The following is a 19218-nucleotide window of genomic DNA, read 5'->3' on the forward strand; positions in this document are numbered from 1 at the left end:
ATATGAAAACTGCTTCTTTTGTGGGGGGTGGGGGTTTTTGGGTACAATCTCCCCGCCCTGACTTAAGGGTGGGGAACTAGACCCGCCACCCAATGGCTTCCTTCTATCACATCGCCCGAATTCCGACCACCCCTTCTTCCGATTCTAAATAAAAAATCCGAAGAAGTTCATGTTCCTACTTGCTCTACAGCTTTCTCAAGGCTCTCATGAAGGTTACGGATTTGTTTTTGCAGTTTTCCTACCAAGTCTTCATTGGTCGTGAAGTTGATGGTTTCTTCTGCCATCGATTTTCGGTCAAGGATCGTGATTTCCCCTTTCTCCAAAAATCCCTTTCCTAGGGTAAGTCGGATGGGAAAACCAATGAGTTCGGAATCTTTGAACTTAAAACCTGGTCCCAGGTCGCGGTCATCCCAAAGCACTTCAATCCCTGCCGCAACAAGAGCTTTGTAGATGGATTCAATTTTGGCAATGTCGTCTGGATTTTTAGCAATGCTCACCAAACAAACAGTAAACGGCGCGATGGATATAGGCCAAAAAATTCCTTTATCGTCATTACATTGTTCGATGACAGTGGCCATACAACGATTTACGCCAATCCCATAACAACCCATAGTCGTTGTGGTGGCTTTTCCTTTATCATTTAAAACAGTAATATCAAATGCTTTCGAATACTTTTGGCCTAATTTAAAAATATGACCTACTTCGATTCCTTTTTCCGCAGTGAGACCGGTTCCACAATTAGGGCAAGGGTCTCCTACTTTGGATTGCGATACATCGATTTTTGTCACTTCCTCTTCTTTGAAAAAGTCGCTGAGCTTAACTCCTGCTATATGATAATCTACTTCGTTCGCACCGGATACATATCCAAATTTCCAATCGATAAGAGAATCGATGATGATTTTGAGAGATTCTGATTTTGGAAATCCTGGCCCGATGAATCCAGGAACAAGACCAAGTTTTTCCATTTCAGCAGCACCCATAGGTCTTAGTTCATTGCAAGCCAAATGGTTTTTTAGTTTGTTTTCATTGAGTTCGCGGTCTCCCTCTAAAAAGGCTAGGACGTAGGTTCCGTCTGCCCATAAAGCCACTGCCTTTAGGAGGTTTTCTTCCTTCGTCCCAATAAACTCAGCAACTTCTGTAATTGATTTTTTAGATGGAGTATGAATTTTATCTTTTCCGGCAAACGCTTGTTTTGCAATCGCAGCATTTCGAATCACAGGAGTTTTTTCAATATTCCCTGAATATTGGCAAGAAGGACAAATCGTAAGTGTTTCCTCTCCAATAGGAGACACTACCATAAACTCCTCAGAAGCAGACCCACCCATATTTCCAGAGTCTGCTTGTACTGGGATTGTAGAAAGACCCATCCCGGCAAAAATCCTTCTGTAAGTTTTACGCATTGTTTGGTAGGTTTTGTCCAAAGACTCATCATCTAAATGAAATGAATATGCATCTTTCATTGTAAATTCACGAGAACGAATCACTCCGAATCTCGGACGAATTTCATCTCTAAACTTTGTATGAATTTGGTATACGTTGATCGGTAGATCTTTATAAGAACGAACCATTGGTTTCACGAGTACACAAAAAGATTCTTCATGAGTGGGGCCAAGGCAACTTTCATTGTCATGACGATCTTTCAAACGAAACATCTCTTTCCCCATTTTATCCCAACGACCAGACTCTTTCCAAATTTCACTCGGAGTTAAAATGGGAAGTTGGAATTCCAAACCTCCTGCCAGATCCATCTCGGAACGAACAATACCTTCTATTTTTTTTAAAACTCTTAACCCCAGAGGAAGATAAGAATACAACCCGGCCGCGGATTTACGAATGAGTCCCGCCCTAGTCATCAGTTTATGGGAAGCGACAACTGCATCTTGAGGATCTTCTTTTGCAGTAGGAATCAAATAGGAACTAGCTTTCATCGATCTTTTCTCTTTTACTTATATAAAACTAAACGTAACAAAAATTAAAAAATACGCATCACATCATTGAACGAAACATAAAGTCCAAGGCCAATGAGAAAGAAAAACCCCAATCGAAAGATAGCTTCAATCGCTTTTCTCGGAAGTGGTCTACCAGTAATGGCCTCATAAGCATACAGTACAATGTGTCCGCCATCTGCCATAGGAATCGGTAATAAATTCATGACCATAAGGGCGAGGGAAATTTTTGCAACAAAGTCGAGGTATGTCACCCAACCATATTCCAAACTAATTCCCGCAATTTGTACAATCCCAATCGGCCCAGAAAGATTCTCTTTTGGAGAAAGAAGCCCAGAAAATAACATTCCAATTCCTTTTAAAGTAGTGGAAACATTTTCATAAACTTTTGTAGACGCACCCACTAACGAGGAGTATACAGTAGATTCTTTTTCTAACTTTTCTGCTTCAAATTTCATCGAAGCACGAAATCCGAGAAGCCCAATCGGTTTCAAATTGACATCGGCAGAATATTTCATATTCCCAATCCAGATATCTTTCCTACCTTCAGATTGTTTTAGGTATTCCGAAAAGGCATCCGCTTTTTCAAATGTTTTGCCTTCAATTTTTAAGTTAGAAAGACGGTTTTCAATTTCCGCATCATAACTATCCAATCGGAAGTATGGAATTCCTAGTTCGGAAAATTTAGGATGTCTGATATCCCAAAATTCAAACACATTGGCACCTAACACAGGAATTTGAATGGTTACAGTTTCAGTCGCCCAAGGTGTAAGAAGTGGATACGTTTTTCTTTCTACAACAACAGGGATTGTTTTTCCCTGGTGTTTTCCGAGTTCTGTTTGTAATTCAGGCACAGTATGAACATCTACGCCAGCCACTTGCAAAATCATATCCCCATCTTTTAGGAAGGAGAGTGCACGCCTGCGAAGGGATTTTTCTCGTTCTTGGATCTCTCTTTGTTTTAAAAGTTCTTCCGGAATTTCATCTTTTCTTTCTTCGATTTTTTCCTGAAAGTATACAGAAGATTTGTCATCACGATCGAGGAGATTTGCCATAAAATGGCTGAGTTGTTCCCCATAAGTAAAAGTAGCCACCACTCGTCTTTCTCCAAATGGCATCACTCCAATGGTGGGGTGTCCTCCAGCGGAATATAAATTAGGTACAACTTGTACGGTTTTTACTTCTTCTTCCCGTTTGTAAGAAACGGAAACAGGATCACCAGTAGTCAAACTCACATTAGTGAAAATATCTTCAAAACTTTCTGTTTTTTTTCCATTGATGGAAACAATTTGATCTCCGGTTCGAAGCCCAGCTGTATAAGCCGGACTAGAAACCTTGTTGGCATCTTCGATAAAAATACGATTGGAAGAAGGACTATCACCTGAAAGTTCCAATATAAACAATAAAACAAAACCTAACACCAAATTAGCGAAAGGTCCACCAAGAACAGGAATCATTCTTCGAAGCGGCGGCGTGGATAGTAAATCTCCTTGCCTTGGTTTTTTGTTTTTAGAATAATCATCTCCACGAAAAAGAACATAACCACCAATGGGAATGGCTGTGATTTGGTAGATGGTTTTCCCAATTCTTTTTTTCCAAATCCCTTTCCCATAACCAAGAGAAAAAATCCGAGCTTCCACTCCGACTAACTTTCCACATAGGAGGTGCCCCAACTCATGGATAAAAATAGAAACCGCTAACATGAATACGGCCCCGAATATCATGATGATCATATAGTCACTCCCCCTTTCTGAAATTCTTTTTGAATATAATTACGAGATTCCCTATCTTTTTCTAAATACCCTTCCAAATCATTAGGAAAGGAATTGGAAATTTTATTTAGCGCCGACTCAATTAACTTAGGAATGGCGGTAAAAGAAATTTTTTCTTCTAAAAACAAAGCAACAGCTTCTTCATTGGCTGCGTTAAACACACAGGGTGCCGTTCCTCCTGCCCTTCCCGCTTGGAAAGCCAAACGAAGTCCCGGATAACGACTTAAATCAGGAGGAAAAAATTCCAAGGTCTTCCATGTCCCAGGTTTTCTTTCAATGAGCATCTTTGGTGTTGGTGTTGGGTAAAACAAAGAATGAGCAATGGGATAAATCATATCTGGATGGCTTGTGTATTGCAAACAAGCCCCGTCCATGGTTTCAATGATTCCGTGGGTGAGAGATTGCGGGTGGATCACCACTTCAATTTCGTCATAGGAAAATCCAAATAAATAATGTGCCTCAATCACCTCGAGACCCTTGTTGATCAGTCCCGCAGAATCTACAGTGATTTTTGGCCCCATCGACCAAGTCGGATGGTTTAGCGCCTGTTTAACGGATACATGCTCCAACTCTTCGATAGGAAGGGTTCGAAAACTTCCTCCCGAGGCCGTGAGTGTGATGGCACGAATATTGGATCTTTTTTCTCTTTCAATGAGCTGAAAGAGTGCATTGTGTTCGGAATCCACAGGAACCATCAAGGTATTGTGTTTTGCCACCAAACGATTGATGAGCGGCCCAAAGGTCACGAGTGTTTCTTTATTGGCAATGGCAATTTTTTTTCCCGCTTCAATGGCGGCAATGGTAGGTTTTACCCCTCTTGCCCCAACAACGGCTGTTACTACTACAGATACAGAGGGAAGGCGAACCAAATCCGATAACGAATCTTCACCATAAAGAATGGTTGTGGATTTGTATTTGGATCCGAGGCTACCTTCTAACTTTGAATCGGTGATAGAAATCACCTCGGGAGAAAATTCTTCGATGAGTGATTTCGCAAGATCTAAATTGGAATGAACCGAAAAACTATGTAAAGAAAAGGAATCTCTAAATTGGCGGAGCACCTTCACTGTCGAAGAGCCAACAGAACCAGAAATTCCTAATACGGATACTCCAACCATCTAAGCCTTAGACCGATCCGGAACTGAGAATCAGACCGCGTAACCGAGAATTCCCTTAAATAGGAAATAATAATAAATCACAGGAACGGTAAATAAAAGGGCATCTGCTAAATCTAAAACCCCACCATGGCCAGGAATCAAACTCCCTGAATCTTTGATTTTAGCATCTCGTTTCATGGCAGACTCGGCCAAATCACCCATCACAGAAATGACAGACACGACAAAGGCAACTAGGATCGATTCCAAAACTCCAATCGGCAACTTCACACCACTAAAATGTTCCCAAGTAAAATTGAGAATTTGAACACCGAGCACAGCAGTGATATTTCCGGTCACGTAACCTTCCCAAGTTTTTTTAGGAGAGATTTTGAGTCCTGCAGGGTGTTTTCCAAACCAACGACCACCAAAATAAGCACCCGCATCACTCATAAAAGTAATCACAGAGACTAAAAAGATATAATAAGCACCAAAAGGGAAAGCGAGGAGGAGTAAAAAATGTCCGATGGGAATTGCTAAATAGATTGGACCGAGTATTGTAGCGCTTGCCGAAAACAATGCTCCATCTAACGGGCGTTTCAGAATTTGTAAAATCCAAACCGTGAGAGACAAAGCAATCAGTAAAAAAGGAATCGGATGGAATCCTTCTCGTAAAACTTTAGACAATTCTAAAACAAAAGCTGGAGGAGTGACTTCAAATTGAAGTCCTAAAAATTGAATGTAGTATACAGTAAATATCAAAAGGGAAAAGATAAGGCCAGTTCCAAAAAAAGGTTTGGAATCTTCTCTTCTGCAAAATGCATACAATTCTTTTAAACCCAAGTAGATGGTAATACAACCAAAGGCATAAAATTCCAAATAGTAAAAGGAACTATGGAAGATCATAAACACATATACAAAAGTGAGTACGATTGCAGATAGGATACGGAGTGTTGTCTCACTCATAACAAACCACCAAATTTACGTTTTCGGGAATCAAAAAAAAGAAGGGCTTCCTCCAAAGAGGTTCTTCCAAAGTCCGGCCAAAGTGTATTTGTGAAATACATTTCAGCATAGGCACTCTGCCACAAAAGAAAATTGGATATCCTTTGTTCTCCCGCAGTTCTGATCAATAAATCTACCGGCGGCAAAGGGAATGTATACAAATATTTTTCAAATTCTTTGGGGCTAATGGGTTTGTCCAAAGATTCTTTTTTGGACTTACGCACTGCCATGATCCGAGAAAAGTTACTGAGGATCTCTTCGTGCCCACCATAGTTCAAACAAAAGTTGGCGGTGAGTTTTTTGTTCTGTTTTGTGACCGCCATCGCATGGTCAATTTTGGTGAGGACTGTTTTAGAAAGTTTGTTCCTTGCTCCACTGTGGTGGATCCGAATTCCTTTGGAATGAATGGTATCAAGTCTGGTTTCAATAAACTCAACTAACAAACCAAAGATGGCTTGGATTTCAGTGATGGGGCGTTTCCAGTTTTCTGTAGAAAAAGCGTAAAGGGAGATATTGGGGATTTTGTATTCCAAAGCCACATCCAAAAGGCGATCGATTGCGTTCGCCCCTTCTCTGTGGCCTTCGGTTCTTTTTTTCCCTTGGCTTTCCGCCCACCTTCCATTTCCGTCCATGATGACAGCAATGTGGGCAGGGATTGTGTTCAACTTCATAGGAAATTAAAGAGTGGTGATCTCTTTTTCTTTTTCCTTTTCTAAATCTCCCAATTTGGCAATATAAGAATCCGTAATTTTTTGGATTTTATCTTGGTAGCCTTTGAGTTCATCTTGGGACATTTCTGCCTGGTGTTTTTTTAGTTCATCATTGGCATCACGGCGGATATTACGAATGGCAACTTTTTTTTCTTCGGCCCTTTGTTTGACCACTTTTGCCAACTCTTTTCGTCTTTCCCCTGTTAGTTCAGGTATATTGATACGAATGCTAGACCCATCATTGTTTGGAGTGAGCCCAAGACTTGCTGCAAAAATTGCTTTTTCAATGTCTTTCAACATTCCTTTTTCAAAAGGAGTGATGAGAATCATACGAGGTTCTGGACAAGCAATTTTACCAAGTTGGTTAAGCGGAGTGAGTGTTCCGTAATAGTCCACTCTTACATCTTCTACCATCATAGGACTTGCTTTTCCCGTACGTATGGTACCGAAGTCTTTTTTCAAAGCCTCAACCGTTTTGTCCATTTTGGACTGCATGGATTTTATAATTTCATCTACCATCTAAAATCACTTCCTCTGAATTGGAGATTAGCGTACCAATTGGTTCCCCATCGATTAATTTTCTTAAATTTCCTGCTTTAAAAATATCAAACACGATAATGGGCATATTATTGTCCATACAGAGACTAAGAGCAGTTGAATCCATAACCTTTAAGCGGTGTTTGATGGACTCCATAAAAGAAACTTCTAAGTAACGTTTTGCATTTGGATCTTTTTTTGGATCCGCAGTGTACACTCCGTCCACTTTTGTGGCCTTCAGGATGACTTCACATCCTACTTCCACAGCCCGAAGGGATGCAGTTGTATCCGTTGTAAAGTACGGATTCCCCGTTCCACCGGCAAAAATGATCACACGATTTTTTTCTAAATGGCGAACCGCACGCCTACGAATATAAGGTTCTGCAACGGATTTCATTTCGATGGCGGAAAGAACTCGGGTAAACATCCCTTGTTTTTCGCATGCATCTTGTAAGGCGAGACCATTCATAATGGTGCCAAGCATTCCCATGTAGTCTGCGGTAGCTCGTTCCATTCCGGACTTTGCTAACGTTTCTCCACGGATCATATTTCCACCACCCACAACCACAGCCACTTCAAGACCTAAGTCATGAACTTCTTTGATTTGTCCGGCAAGTGAAAATGTTTTATTGGTATCAATACCAAGTTCACCCTCACCGGCAAGAGCCTCGCCGGAGAGTTTGATAAGAATTCTTTTGAAACGCGGACTAGTTCCCACCTACTTGGAACCTCGAGAACCTACCAACAGTAATGTTCTCTCCAAACTTCGCAATGGCTTCTTGGAGAAGGTCATTGATGGTTTTGGAGTTGTCACGAATCGATTTTTGGTGGATGAGACAAATCTCTTCAAAGTATTTTTTCATTTTACCAGGAAGGATTTTTTCGATTTGGTCTGCTTTTTTACCTTCTTTTTCAAGAAGAGCTTTTTGCACACCCATCTCATTGTCAATTTCTGACTGAGGGATAGATTCCTCGTTTACATAAAGTGGGTTCATCGCAGTGATTTGAAGAGCGATCTCTTTTCCAAGAGCTTCAAACGCTTCATTGTTTGCAACGAAGTCAGTTTCACAGTTAAGTTCTACAAGAACTCCTGTTTTTCCTGTTCCGTGAATGTAAGCGATGACTTTTCCTTCACCAGTTTCACGACCAGCACGTTTTGCTGCTTTCGCTAAACCTTTTTCTCTTAAGTATGTAACTGCTTTTTCAATATCGCCACCCTTTTCTTCGAGGGCTTTTTTGCAGTCCATCATCCCCGCGCCTGTACGTTCGCGGAGATCTTTAATTTGTTCGGAGCTAACTGCCATTACTCTTTACCTTCTGTAGCTTCAACTTTTACTTCTGCTTTTTTTGCAGCATCAGCATCCACAGGGATGTCTTTTGCCACTGGAGGAAGTTCATCGTCCATAATGAATTTTCCAGACTCATCATACTCACCTTGGTATTCAAGAGCAAGTTGTTCTGCGTCCATATCTTCAGCAAAATTAGTTTGGATGACTTCTCCACCTGTTCCTTCGAGTACAGCATTTGCCATAGTATCGAGGAATAAAGAAATTGCACGGATCGCATCATCATTACCTGGAATTGGGTAATCGATTGGTTCTGGATCACAGTTTGTATCAATCACTGCGAACACTTTCAAACCAAGTTTTTTAGCTTCTTTCACAGCAATTTCTTCTTTTTTTGGATCGATAACAAAAAGAATCTCAGGTACTACAGCCATATCCTTAATTCCACCAAGTGTTTGGCGGAGTTTTTCTAACTCACGTTTGAGTGAAAGTGCTTCTTTTTTAGTTCTAGCTTCTTGTTCGAAAGAGTTGTTCTCTTCCATTTGCTCTAGTCTTTTCAAACGAGCAATTGACTTCTTCACTGTGTTCCAGTTTGTCAAAAGTCCACCTAACCAACGGTTAGATACGTAGTACATGCTGCACGCTTGTGCGGCTCTTTCAATCGCGCCACGAGCTTGTTTTTTAGTTCCTACAAAAAGAACTTTCTTACCTTGACCGGTAAGTTTTTTCAAAGCATCGTAAGCTTCTTTTGTTTTTTGAACAGTCTTTTGAAGGTCGATGATGTGAATTCCGTTACGAGCCGTATAAACATAAGGACTCATTTTTGGATTCCAACGACGTGTTTGGTGACCGAAGTGTACGCCTGCTTCTAGCAGACTTTTCATGGAAATTACTGACATAGTTACCCCTTTTTTAGTGCGAGATATCCAGACGCTACAAGACCAACGATACTTGCAGGGGTTAGCTGGAACTCGACTTTAATTATGTAAAGCTCGAGAGATACTGGTGATTCGAACAAAAACCGAGAGAGGTAAGTTGTACCAAGAAGTCGATCTAAGACCACTCCGGCCACAGCTCCTGCCATCAGTCCCAAAAAAAGCACCAAAAGTAGGTTCCCGATTTGGGTTTTGTTCATCCAAAAGCACCTTTGTCAAGCTTTCTTGTCAGGATTTGGAATTTGGGCAGATTGTCAAGGGGAAAGGAATTTCAGGCTCCAAAATGAATTTCCCGGGAGGTTCACTACCGGAAAAGAACGAGATATTTAGGCAAAATCCCTTTTTTATGGGGCGCCTTTTCCGGCTCTTCCTCGACGAGGGCGCTCGGTCGATCCGGGGCGCAGGGATTACACCTTTTGTTCCAGGAAGGAGGGTTCCCGCAACCAAAGGCCTTACCAGAAGCGACACCATTAAAATTTTAATATATATCAAAACAATACCTAACCACTTTATAAATTAAGTAAATCGGAACAGAATAAACGACAAAGTTTTTGAGTATCTTATCAGGGCCACTAACTACCCGTATTTGATTCTGCCTGGCAAATGAGATCAAATAGGTTTTCGCCGCAAAAAAGTCATTTTTCATTCCTCTGGAAAAAATTAAAGTTACTAGAGATTTATTTTTCATAACAATCCCTATTGTTGAATACCAAAAGATATCATCAAAATAAAAGGATTCGATTTGATCTGAATGAAGGTACAGTTCTTTAAAGGGTAAAAGTAGATTTTTATGGCTAATTATAATTTCTTCAGATGTTGCCGATAAAATGGCGAATTTATTCTTTAAAACAACATAAGAGAATAACCTACGAAAAAAAACATGAAGACCAAAAATTATAAGTAATGTGGTAGATACGGAAACGATGATAGAGTCAGAAAATATGCCAAAAAGAAAACTAACAAAGTATATGATAAAACTTGGTCTTCTGTGTTCATTTCTAATATAAATTCTAACTTCATACAAACGATAATTTTTCTTTAAAAAATAATACATACATAGGGAAGTTGGCGTACCCTAAACGAGACCATAAGTGCCGAAGCACAAACGTTTCCCCGTTGTGATACGCCAGGTTCTATATTTAAAATAATTTTATAGAGTTAATTATTTTTTTTATTTCTTCAAACTTCCCGTTTTTTTCATCTGTTCGGAATCCAGCTCCAATCATGAAAAACTGATTGTTATGTGGCAAAATCCAAAGAGCTGAAGTTGTTTCAAATGATAACTCTTCATCGATTTTTAATGTATAAGAAAATCTAGCAAAACTACAAGTTTTCCCGTTAATCGTTACGATTTTCGGCTCATCGATGATTTTGTAATTTAAGAACTTTGATTCCAATACAGAAGTAATAGATTTGAGAATCATATCGGGTTTTGATAGATCTAAATTTCCAGCAGGTTTGATATTAATTTTGATGGAAGGGTTAAGATCGTCATGAGGTTCTTTATATTTTGTTATAGCGAAAAAAGGTATAGTCGCATGTTTCTTGATTAAATCAGTAAATTCATCATCATTTGTTTTAATATTTTTCAAATGTTCCGAATAATCTTCAGCAGAGACATCAAACCAGCCATTTGGTTTATCTATCGAAATTCCAAATGTTTTGAACTCTACAGTTTTTGTGTTTTTTGCATACAGATGTTGTGAAACAAATGTAAGAGCGATTGCGATTATGATGAATCGATTTTTCATAAATTGTCCTTTTTTAATTTAAACCTTAGTGCCTTGCGTATAGTGAAGCAGTTAGTCGCCGTAAAACCCTGGAATTGATTGATTATAAAACATTATTTTCCTAAAATTTTCCTAATAATAGTGTAAATTCCATAGATGATGGAAGCAAATATAATGAATATAAAAATTAAGAATGAAATTTCCCATATACCAAGATTGTGCATAAAAATATCCGTAATTTGTTTATTTTATTTTTTTCGAAACCATTTTTCAAAATAATCTATAATTATTACAAAAAATATATTTGGATAGTATTGATTTTCGTTTTATCAAGATTCATTGTAATGAAAATTCTTGTATTTCCAAATTCCGTTCCGCAGAAGATACCTCGACATTTGAAGTAACTAATTATATTTGTAGGGTTTGTAAATTTAGAAATTTCCACATTTTGTATTTTGACGGATCCCAAGTAGATTGATTTATTTGATTTATTTTCCATATCATAATTTATTGTAAATCCTTCAATTCTATCTGTTGTTTCTGATTTCTTTATTTCTAGACCATTTTCTAAATAAATGTTTAGATTATCCTTTTTCAGTTCGTTGTTTTTTTTAAGTGTAAATTTTGAATTAAAATCGGATAAAGTTGCGTTTTTTGGAATTTCCCATTGATTCAAAAAGACATTGGTTTCTGTAATTTCAATTACATTGCTTTCTTTTTCGGTTCGATCATTGCAAAATGTAACCGATATTAAAACTAATGCTATCAATAAGCTTTTTTTCATAAAATATTTCTCCCTTTTTTTTACTATAAACCTTAGTGCCTTGCGTATAACAAAATCATAGGCGGAATTGCCAAAAGTCTACAATTAAATTCCTACTTAGAACGTAAAACGATGATAGGAACTTCTACTGGGCAATAAAATCGAACAGGAATGATTGACCACCCTACACCCGCCGAAATAAACACCAACTCATTGTATTTAGATTTCTTAATACCAATATCAAAATTTTTATCTTGTACCGGCAAAACCGGAGATTTGTTTAAGAAGGGAATTCTTACCTGTCCGCCATGGGTATGCCCCGTGATGAATAAATCCACTTTTTCGGAATGAAAAGAATTTGAAGAATCGGGATTGTGAGCCAGTACTATTTTAAAATCTTTTTGGCTTGATCCTTTTAAAATACCATCAATCGGGATATGATCCTCCCAAAAATCGCCTAACCCTGCAATGGCGATTTGATCATTACCCTTATTTATGAATACAATTCGATTACGAGCTGACTTCCCACTTTCCTCTAATAATTTTAAAGCTAATTTATGATTTGCCCAATGATCGTGGTTTCCATTAACAAAAAATTCACCATCTTTTGCTTTTAAAATTCCAAGCAATTTCCAGACATTGATCAATTCTTGATCAAAATTTCTTTTTTTAACATAGTCGCCAATGCCTACAATTAAATCGGGGTTTTGTTCATTGATAGAATGCAAAGTTTGTTCAATCCAAAATTCGGGAACTAAAAAACCGTAATGTAAGTCCGATAAAACAGCGATTCGATAACCATCGAAACTTTTTGGTATTTTATTTGATTCAATTTCGTAAACGGGGTATCGAACCAAATACCTTTCCACAAACAAAGAGTTTACTAAAATCAGAAGGAAAATAATGGCCGAAGATCTAATGAATTTATTTTTCATTTTTCGATGAAATGTCCTTTTTAAGTAAAATAGAATCAATTCTTTAATCTAGCTTTAGGAAAGTCTATTTCGAGAAAAAATCAACCTCATAGTTCGCATCATTTTCCATTTTACACCTAACCAAGGCAATAGAAAATCAAACTCTTTGCGGGGTCACGGAACTATTGTTATTTTCAAAAACCAAACACATACCCATAAAAAATAAGATTGATTCATTTTTATAAGCGCAGATATTTAGACCCAAATGAAATGGATCATCACCTTATTTCTGTTTTGCTTTCAAAACTGTCTCTTCGGTCCTAGTTTCCATGGATTTGGAAATATGAGTTCCGCAGGTCACAAAAACCGAATTTATTATGATGAAAAAACAGGAAACTTTGAAACGATTGCAAATTTTAGAGGGAACATCGTCAAACTAGGGACAGTTGCTCCAGACCAAACCCAAAATCTAGATCCCAAACTAATGAAAAAAAGAATCTGCGAAACAACACATACAGATTTAGTCAAAACATTTGATTTAATTGATGAGAATACAATTGTATCTGTTTACGAATCTTCTGGTTTTATATGCATCGAATATTATTAATTTTGATTCTTATTATTTGTGCCAGCTGCACAAACCACAGATCTTATCGACAAATCACATTAGAGAAAAAGAATTACCAAACTACCAAACGTTTACCATTCATTGGATCTAGTTGTGGTTCAGGTAATTTTTTCCCAAATGATCTATACAGTAGTTACGCACTCATCAAAATTTGGGAAGATGGAGAGTTCCGAATCTCCAACCTATCAAGAGAACCATTTGATGCGATAGAAGATCTAAGAATTTATCAATCACCTGACCACTTCTGGATGTTATCCTTTGTACCATTTTTCAGCAGATACGATTGCGACAAATACCACATCACAGGGTATCTACTCTATCTGGATGAAACTTCAAAACAAAAGTTAACCGCCAAATTACAAACAGAGAGAACTAAAACACAACCAGACCTTCCTATGATGGTAGTTCGCGAATATTTTTTGATGGATGCAGACATACTTTCACAAAAAAAAGAGAAACAAAAGGAAATAGAAAGAGAAACTAATTCTAGATATCATAGAGAATCCATGTTACTTCCTAAAGTTTGGAATCCTAAACCCAAATCAGAAATTGCCAGTATGACTCAAGAAAAACTAATCGATTATTGTTTGGAGTTCCCCTATGAATGTGTCACAGATTCTAATTACTTGAAAGAGATACAAATTAGAAATAACCAAAAACAAAATCCAAACCCTTCCGATTTTTCCTCAGTTCTTTTGACAAAAACAGAAAACATCACCAATCAAATCTATTTCGGCTGTTATTGTCGTAAAAAACCAGACCTATCCATTTACAGTTTTTGTCCCATCGATACCTTTGGTTTGGATTCTGTCTGTAAAAGTAAAAATGATTGTTTAGAAAAAACTAACGGCGAAGGTCAAAAACTTTGTCATAAAAAATTCAAAGAAGATCTATCCATTCTTTTGAAAACAAAAGAATCAAAAGATACCATCCATAAAGAAAAAGATAACTTTGAGAGAATGATTTTTTACACAAAGAAACTATGGGCTTTAGAAACACTGAAGGAACTGAACAAATGAACGCGAAAGAACACTACGCAAATCAATTGGGTAATTTTTATTCTTGGATGCTCAGTGATTGGAAAACAAAAGAATCTGAGTTTCGAGAATTTCTAATATCGAAGTCTCTCGCACCAAAAAAGAAAAATTTGGCGATTGATTTAGGTGCTGGCAATGGGATTCAAACTTTGGCCTTATCAAAATTAGGTTATCAAGTAATTGCCGTTGACTTCAACCAACAACTTTTATCCGAACTAAAAGAAAATGCAAAACTGGAAAACCAATCCATCCAAATTGTGGAGGCAGATATCCTTTCAGTATCTCAATTCAGACTAGAACACCCATCCTTACTGGTCTGCTGCGGAGACACTCTCCTTCATCTTTCTTCCAAAGAAGAAATCGAAGAATTTTTAAAATCTTGTTTTGATTGTTTAAACCAAAACGGAGACCTACTCCTTTCTTTTCGCGATTATTCGATCACTCTAGAAGGGGATTCTCGTTTTATCCCTGTTAAATCTGACTCATCTAGAATCCTTACTTGTATCTTAGATTTTGAAGGAGATAGGATTCGTGTGACAGACCAACTTTTGGAAAAACAAAATGATGTTTGGAAGCTGTCCATAAGTTCTTATTTCAAAGTGCGCTTACTCAAAGAAGAATGTCTAGTGATCTTAGAAACAATTGGATTTCAAATCGAGTGGGTGGATTTTTACCAAAGAATGATTACGATTCTGGCAAAGAAAAAATAAAAGAATATTTGTATCATATACAGTCTAAGAAGTTTAGATATCTTTTAAAATTAAAATATAAATCTAAAAACGCTACCATATAGTAAACAACTTACAAACAAACGAGAGAACTTTTTTCTCATAAATCCCTTGCAATGATCTTTTTACATGTTTTCATAGTAACATGAGATTGATACTTGTATCCAACAGGTTACCAGTCCAATGGGATGGGACACCTAACGTAGGTGGTTTAGCCACTGGCCTTTCTAGTTTTTTATCACATTGGAAATCAGAAGGAAATGAAATTATTTGGGTAGGTTGGCCAGGTAAATCCATACCAGAAAAAGAACAACCAACCTATGCGGAAGCCATGAAAAAGGAACATGGCACCGTTCCCGTTTTCTTAAAACAGAAGTTAGCTGATTCTTTTTATAATGGATTTTGCAACAAAACTATTTGGCCCTTATTTCATTACTTCACTGCACACTGCGAATATTTAGATGCCACTTTTGATGCTTTCGAAGAAGCCAATAACGAATTTGCAAAAGCAGTGACCAAAGTTTACCAACCAGGAGATTGGGTTTGGGTGCATGACTACCATTTATTTTTATTACCTGGCATCTTAAGAAACTTATATCCCAATATTATACTTTCTTTTTTTCTACATATCCCCTTCCCTACATTCGAAATTTTCCGTTTATTACCGGAAATGTTTCGCACCAAAATCTTAACAGGAGTTTTGGGATCCGATTTAATCGGATTTCACACACAGAGTTATACACAATATTTTTTAAGAACGTTATTACGATGTTTAGGAATAGAAAATGAAAGAGGATTTATTTACCACCAGAACCACATAACAAAAACTGGTGCTTTTCCGATGGGGATCAATGTAGAACAATTTACGGTTTATGCAAAATCTAAGGAATGTAGGGACATAGCATCAACCTTCAATAAAAACCACAAAGATCTCAAACAAATTCTTTCCGTAGATCGACTAGACTACACAAAAGGTGTATTACAAAGGCTAAATGCTTTTGAATTATTTTTGAAACAAAATCCATTATGGATCAAAAAATGTAAGTTAGTTTTAGTGCTTGTTCCATCAAGAACCGATGTATCGAGTTATCAGTCCATGAAAAGAGCTATTGACGAAAAAGTAGGATCGATCAATGGAAGTTTCGGAACACTAGACTGGACTCCCATTTTATACCAATACAAAGGATTCCCATTCGAGGAATTGGTTCCTTTATACAGAAATACCCAAGTTATGCTCGTGACTCCATTCCGCGATGGAATGAACTTAGTAGCAAAAGAATTCTTAGTTTCCCAAACAAACGGGATGTTGGTCTTAAGCGAAATGGCCGGAGCATCAGCAGAACTACCAGAAGCTATTTTAGTAAACCCGAATGATTTATCTGGAATGGCAGACTCAATTAAAGAAGCAATCGAAATGGATGAAAAAGAAATTCATTTTCGAAACCAAGTGATGATCAATCGCCTTTCAGAGAACACAGTCAATGATTGGGCAAAAAGAATATTTTCAGATACAGAAGATACTTCTAAAAAGAATTTAGCATTCCAAACAAAATCAGTATCACCAAATTCTGAATTTTTATTACCAACAAAAGACAAACCAATATTTCTTATTTTTGATTACGATGGGACATTGGTTCCATTCGAACCATTACCACATTTGGCTGTTCCGAGTCAGGAGCTACTGAATTCTTTTATGGAAATGTTAAAGATCTCAAATCTATCAATTGCGATCATCAGCGGCAGGGATAAGTCGTTTCTAGAAAAAACTTTCAAAACATTACCAGTTCATCTTGTAGCCGAACATGGTGCTTGGCATAAACCACCTTACGGATCCAAGTGGAACTCTTTATTTACATCTAATGCAGATTGGAAATCACAAATCAAAGACCATTTAAATGAATTTACTAAAAGAGTTCCTGGTTCCTTTACCGAAGAAAAAGAATTTTCTTTAGTTTGGCATTTTAGAAATGCAGACCCTGACATTGGCCTCAATGCTGCAAGAGAGATGTTAGATGAGTTATCTCAAATTTCTTCTAATAGTGGATTTTTTGTCCAGAGGGGCAATAAAATTATAGAAGTCCGAGAATACGGAACCGGCAAAGGAAAAGCTGCTTCCAAAATTGTTCCACAATCTAATTTAAACTTATTTGTGTTTGGCGATGACACAACAGACGAAGACATGTTTCGCGAATTACCGGAATCTGCATTTACTATTAAAATTGGGAAATCAGAAACAATGGCGAAATATCGATTCAAAAATCCCGAAGACGTCCACAGTTGGATTCAAAATTTAATTTCCCATTTCAAAAAGGAACAATAATGGAACAACATAAATACAATCTTGGCATTATCGGCAATGGAAGTTATATCGCCCACATCAATACTAAAGCAGAAATAGTTTGGCTGTGTTGGCCTAATTTTGATAGTTCTCCAATTTTTGGTAATTTAATTGATGAGAGGTGTGGCTCCTTCTCACTGATACCTCAATCTAAGATTCTTTCACATTCACAATCCTATTTAGAAAATACAAATATACTTCGTACGGATATAGTTACTGAGACAGGTTCTTTTGCAGTCGTTGATTTTGCACCGAGATATTACAAAAACGGTGTGTTACACTACAAAAGAAATTTATATCGGAAAATCATTCCTCTCGATGGTAATATAAAAATTAAAATTTTAATCAATCTTACCTATTCTTATGGGAATGAAATTTTACTACCAAAAGTAACATCAAATCTAATTCAATATGAATCATCTGAATTCAAAATAAATTTGTTAGCAAATGTTTCCGTAAACCAAATCATCAAAGGAAACTATTTTCAATTAAACCAAACATTATACCTTGGCCTATTTGAGTCAGCTCCAGAAGAAATCATTTTGAATGAATGGATTGAATCAGAGTTTACAAAAACAAAAAGTTACTGGCAAAACTGGGTCAAACACTGCACGATTCCGAATTTTGCGCAAAAACAACAAATTCGTTCTGCACTTTGTTTAAAACTCCATCAGTTCCAAGAAACAGGAGCGATCATTGCGGCATCCACTACAAGTTTGCCTGAAGCACCTAAGTCAGGTCGCAATTGGGATTATCGTTTCTGCTGGTTACGTGATGGTTTTTATACTTTACTCGCACTCACGAATCTCGGTCAATTTGAAGAATTGGAAAGGTATTCACAATACATTAGCAATCTAACACCTACAAAAGAAGGAAGATTCCAACCATTATATAGTATATTTGGAGAATCCCTACTAGAAGAAAAGATTTTAGAGTTAGATGGATATTTAAAAAATGGCCCAGTCCGTATAGGCAACTCTGCATATACACACAAACAAAATGACGCTTATGGACAAATTTTATTATCCTTACTCCCCCTATACTTAGATGAACGGATCCCAGAAAAAAATAGATTCCATAATCTAAACTTAGTAAAAAACATTTTAGAACAAATTGAATTAACCATGGATGAACCAGACGCTGGACTTTGGGAATTTCGCAATTTTTCACAAAAACATTGTTATACGTTTTTATTTCATTGGATAGGCGCAAAAGCAGCAAGAGAAATTGCTCTTCAACTAGGTCAGGATCAAATAGTAAATAAAACCGAAATTTTAATGAAAAAAGCTGAAAAAAATATAGAAGCTTGTTACGATGAAGAACTCGGTTGTTATACACAAGCACAAGGGAAAAAAGATTTGGATGCCAGTTTACTCCAACTCATCACTCTTGGTTACCTAGATCCAAAAACAGAAAAAGCAAAATCTCATATCAAAGCGATTGAAAATTCTTTAAAATCAAAAAATGGATTTATGTATCGGTATCTTCACCAAGATGATTTTGGTACACCAGAAACAACTTTTTTAGTTTGTACATTTTGGTATATAGAAGCACTCGCCTGTATGGATCGTGTCAATGAAGCAATTGCATTATTTGACTATGTTTGCGAACATTCTAACCAGCTAGGATTATTTAGTGAAGACTTGGAATCGAAAACAGGTGGCCAGTGGGGTAATTTTCCTCAGACCTATAGTCATGTTGGACTCGTGAATGCAGCACAAAAAATTTCCGAAAAGAAGTCTAAAAGTTTGTTCTGGTAATTGCCTAAAAAATAGTAGAAATCCTAATTTTATGA

General features: G+C 37.2%; 19 protein-coding genes. 5 read left to right on the forward strand and 14 right to left on the reverse strand.

Annotated features, from left to right (window positions below):
• Positions 1–167: 167 nt before the first annotated feature.
• The 14 genes from EHQ16_RS08360 to EHQ16_RS08420 form a co-directional block, all read right to left on the reverse strand.
• Positions 168–1928, reverse strand: a complete 1761-nt coding sequence (locus EHQ16_RS08360) for a proline--tRNA ligase (protein WP_135631474.1) — start codon at positions 1926–1928, stop codon at positions 168–170.
• Between the two features lie 44 nt (positions 1929–1972).
• Positions 1973–3679 carry a site-2 protease family protein gene (locus EHQ16_RS08365; protein WP_135631476.1) on the reverse strand — a complete coding sequence of 569 codons (1707 nt, stop codon included), beginning with the start codon at positions 3677–3679 and terminating at the stop codon, positions 1973–1975.
• Complete coding sequence (dxr, locus tag EHQ16_RS08370) at positions 3676–4836, reverse strand: 1-deoxy-D-xylulose-5-phosphate reductoisomerase (RefSeq protein WP_135631477.1); 1161 nt, start codon at positions 4834–4836, stop codon at positions 3676–3678. The genes EHQ16_RS08365 and dxr overlap by 4 nt, the downstream gene beginning before the upstream one ends.
• A 30-nt stretch (positions 4837–4866) precedes the next feature.
• Positions 4867–5778 carry a phosphatidate cytidylyltransferase gene (locus tag EHQ16_RS08375; protein WP_135631479.1) on the reverse strand — a complete coding sequence of 304 codons (912 nt, stop codon included), beginning with the start codon at positions 5776–5778 and terminating at the stop codon, positions 4867–4869.
• A complete protein-coding gene (locus EHQ16_RS08380; protein ID WP_135631481.1) occupies positions 5775–6488 on the reverse strand; it encodes an isoprenyl transferase in 714 nt (237 codons plus the stop codon). The genes EHQ16_RS08375 and EHQ16_RS08380 overlap by 4 nt, the downstream gene beginning before the upstream one ends.
• 6 nt (positions 6489–6494) lie before the next feature.
• Positions 6495–7046, reverse strand: a complete 552-nt coding sequence (gene frr, locus EHQ16_RS08385) for a ribosome recycling factor (RefSeq protein WP_135631483.1) — start codon at positions 7044–7046, stop codon at positions 6495–6497.
• Positions 7036–7782, reverse strand: a complete 747-nt coding sequence (pyrH, locus tag EHQ16_RS08390; RefSeq protein ID WP_135631485.1) for a UMP kinase — start codon at positions 7780–7782, stop codon at positions 7036–7038. Before pyrH ends, frr begins: the two co-directional genes overlap by 11 nt.
• Positions 7772–8368: a translation elongation factor Ts gene (tsf, locus tag EHQ16_RS08395; protein ID WP_135579135.1), complete on the reverse strand. Its 597-nt coding sequence runs from the start codon at positions 8366–8368 to the stop codon at positions 7772–7774. Before tsf ends, pyrH begins: the two co-directional genes overlap by 11 nt.
• On the reverse strand, positions 8368–9249 hold the full coding sequence (rpsB, locus tag EHQ16_RS08400) for a 30S ribosomal protein S2 (protein WP_100717689.1): 882 nt from the start codon (positions 9247–9249) through the stop codon (positions 8368–8370). The genes tsf and rpsB overlap by 1 nt, the downstream gene beginning before the upstream one ends.
• Positions 9250–9251: 2 nt before the next feature.
• Positions 9252–9485, reverse strand: a complete 234-nt coding sequence (locus tag EHQ16_RS08405; protein WP_002974969.1) for a hypothetical protein — start codon at positions 9483–9485, stop codon at positions 9252–9254.
• 694 nt (positions 9486–10179) lie between these two features.
• A complete protein-coding gene (locus EHQ16_RS19645; protein WP_279632392.1) occupies positions 10180–10305 on the reverse strand; it encodes a hypothetical protein in 126 nt (41 codons plus the stop codon).
• 119 nt (positions 10306–10424) lie between these two features.
• Entirely contained in the window at positions 10425–11036 is a 612-nt protein-coding gene (locus EHQ16_RS08410; RefSeq protein ID WP_135631487.1) for a hypothetical protein, read from the reverse strand.
• Positions 11037–11304: 268 nt separating this feature from the next.
• Positions 11305–11799, reverse strand: a complete 495-nt coding sequence (locus EHQ16_RS08415) for a hypothetical protein (RefSeq protein ID WP_135631489.1) — start codon at positions 11797–11799, stop codon at positions 11305–11307.
• Positions 11800–11891: 92 nt separating this feature from the next.
• Positions 11892–12713, reverse strand: coding sequence for a metallophosphoesterase (locus tag EHQ16_RS08420; protein ID WP_135631491.1), 822 nt, complete (start codon positions 12711–12713; stop codon positions 11892–11894).
• 244 nt (positions 12714–12957) lie between these two features.
• On the opposite strand from EHQ16_RS08420, the gene EHQ16_RS08425 reads away from it, so the two are divergent.
• The 5 genes from EHQ16_RS08425 to EHQ16_RS08445 all read left to right on the forward strand — a co-directional run bounded on the left by EHQ16_RS08425 (position 12958) and on the right by EHQ16_RS08445 (position 19183).
• Positions 12958–13299, forward strand: a complete 342-nt coding sequence (locus EHQ16_RS08425) for a hypothetical protein (protein ID WP_135638868.1) — start codon at positions 12958–12960, stop codon at positions 13297–13299.
• Positions 13281–14339, forward strand: coding sequence for a hypothetical protein (locus tag EHQ16_RS08430; protein ID WP_167482648.1), 1059 nt, complete (start codon positions 13281–13283; stop codon positions 14337–14339). Before EHQ16_RS08425 ends, EHQ16_RS08430 begins: the two co-directional genes overlap by 19 nt.
• A complete protein-coding gene (locus tag EHQ16_RS08435; protein WP_135631495.1) occupies positions 14336–15067 on the forward strand; it encodes a class I SAM-dependent methyltransferase in 732 nt (243 codons plus the stop codon). The genes EHQ16_RS08430 and EHQ16_RS08435 overlap by 4 nt, the downstream gene beginning before the upstream one ends.
• 163 nt (positions 15068–15230) lie before the next feature.
• Positions 15231–17405, forward strand: coding sequence for a bifunctional alpha,alpha-trehalose-phosphate synthase (UDP-forming)/trehalose-phosphatase (locus EHQ16_RS08440; RefSeq protein WP_135631497.1), 2175 nt, complete (start codon positions 15231–15233; stop codon positions 17403–17405).
• Positions 17405–19183, forward strand: coding sequence for a glycoside hydrolase family 15 protein (locus EHQ16_RS08445; RefSeq protein ID WP_135631499.1), 1779 nt, complete (start codon positions 17405–17407; stop codon positions 19181–19183). Before EHQ16_RS08440 ends, EHQ16_RS08445 begins: the two co-directional genes overlap by 1 nt.
• The last annotated feature ends 35 nt before the right edge of the window (positions 19184–19218 follow it).

It is taken from the genome of Leptospira kanakyensis (assembly GCF_004769235.1).
GTDB classification, from domain to species: domain Bacteria; phylum Spirochaetota; class Leptospiria; order Leptospirales; family Leptospiraceae; genus Leptospira_A; species Leptospira_A kanakyensis.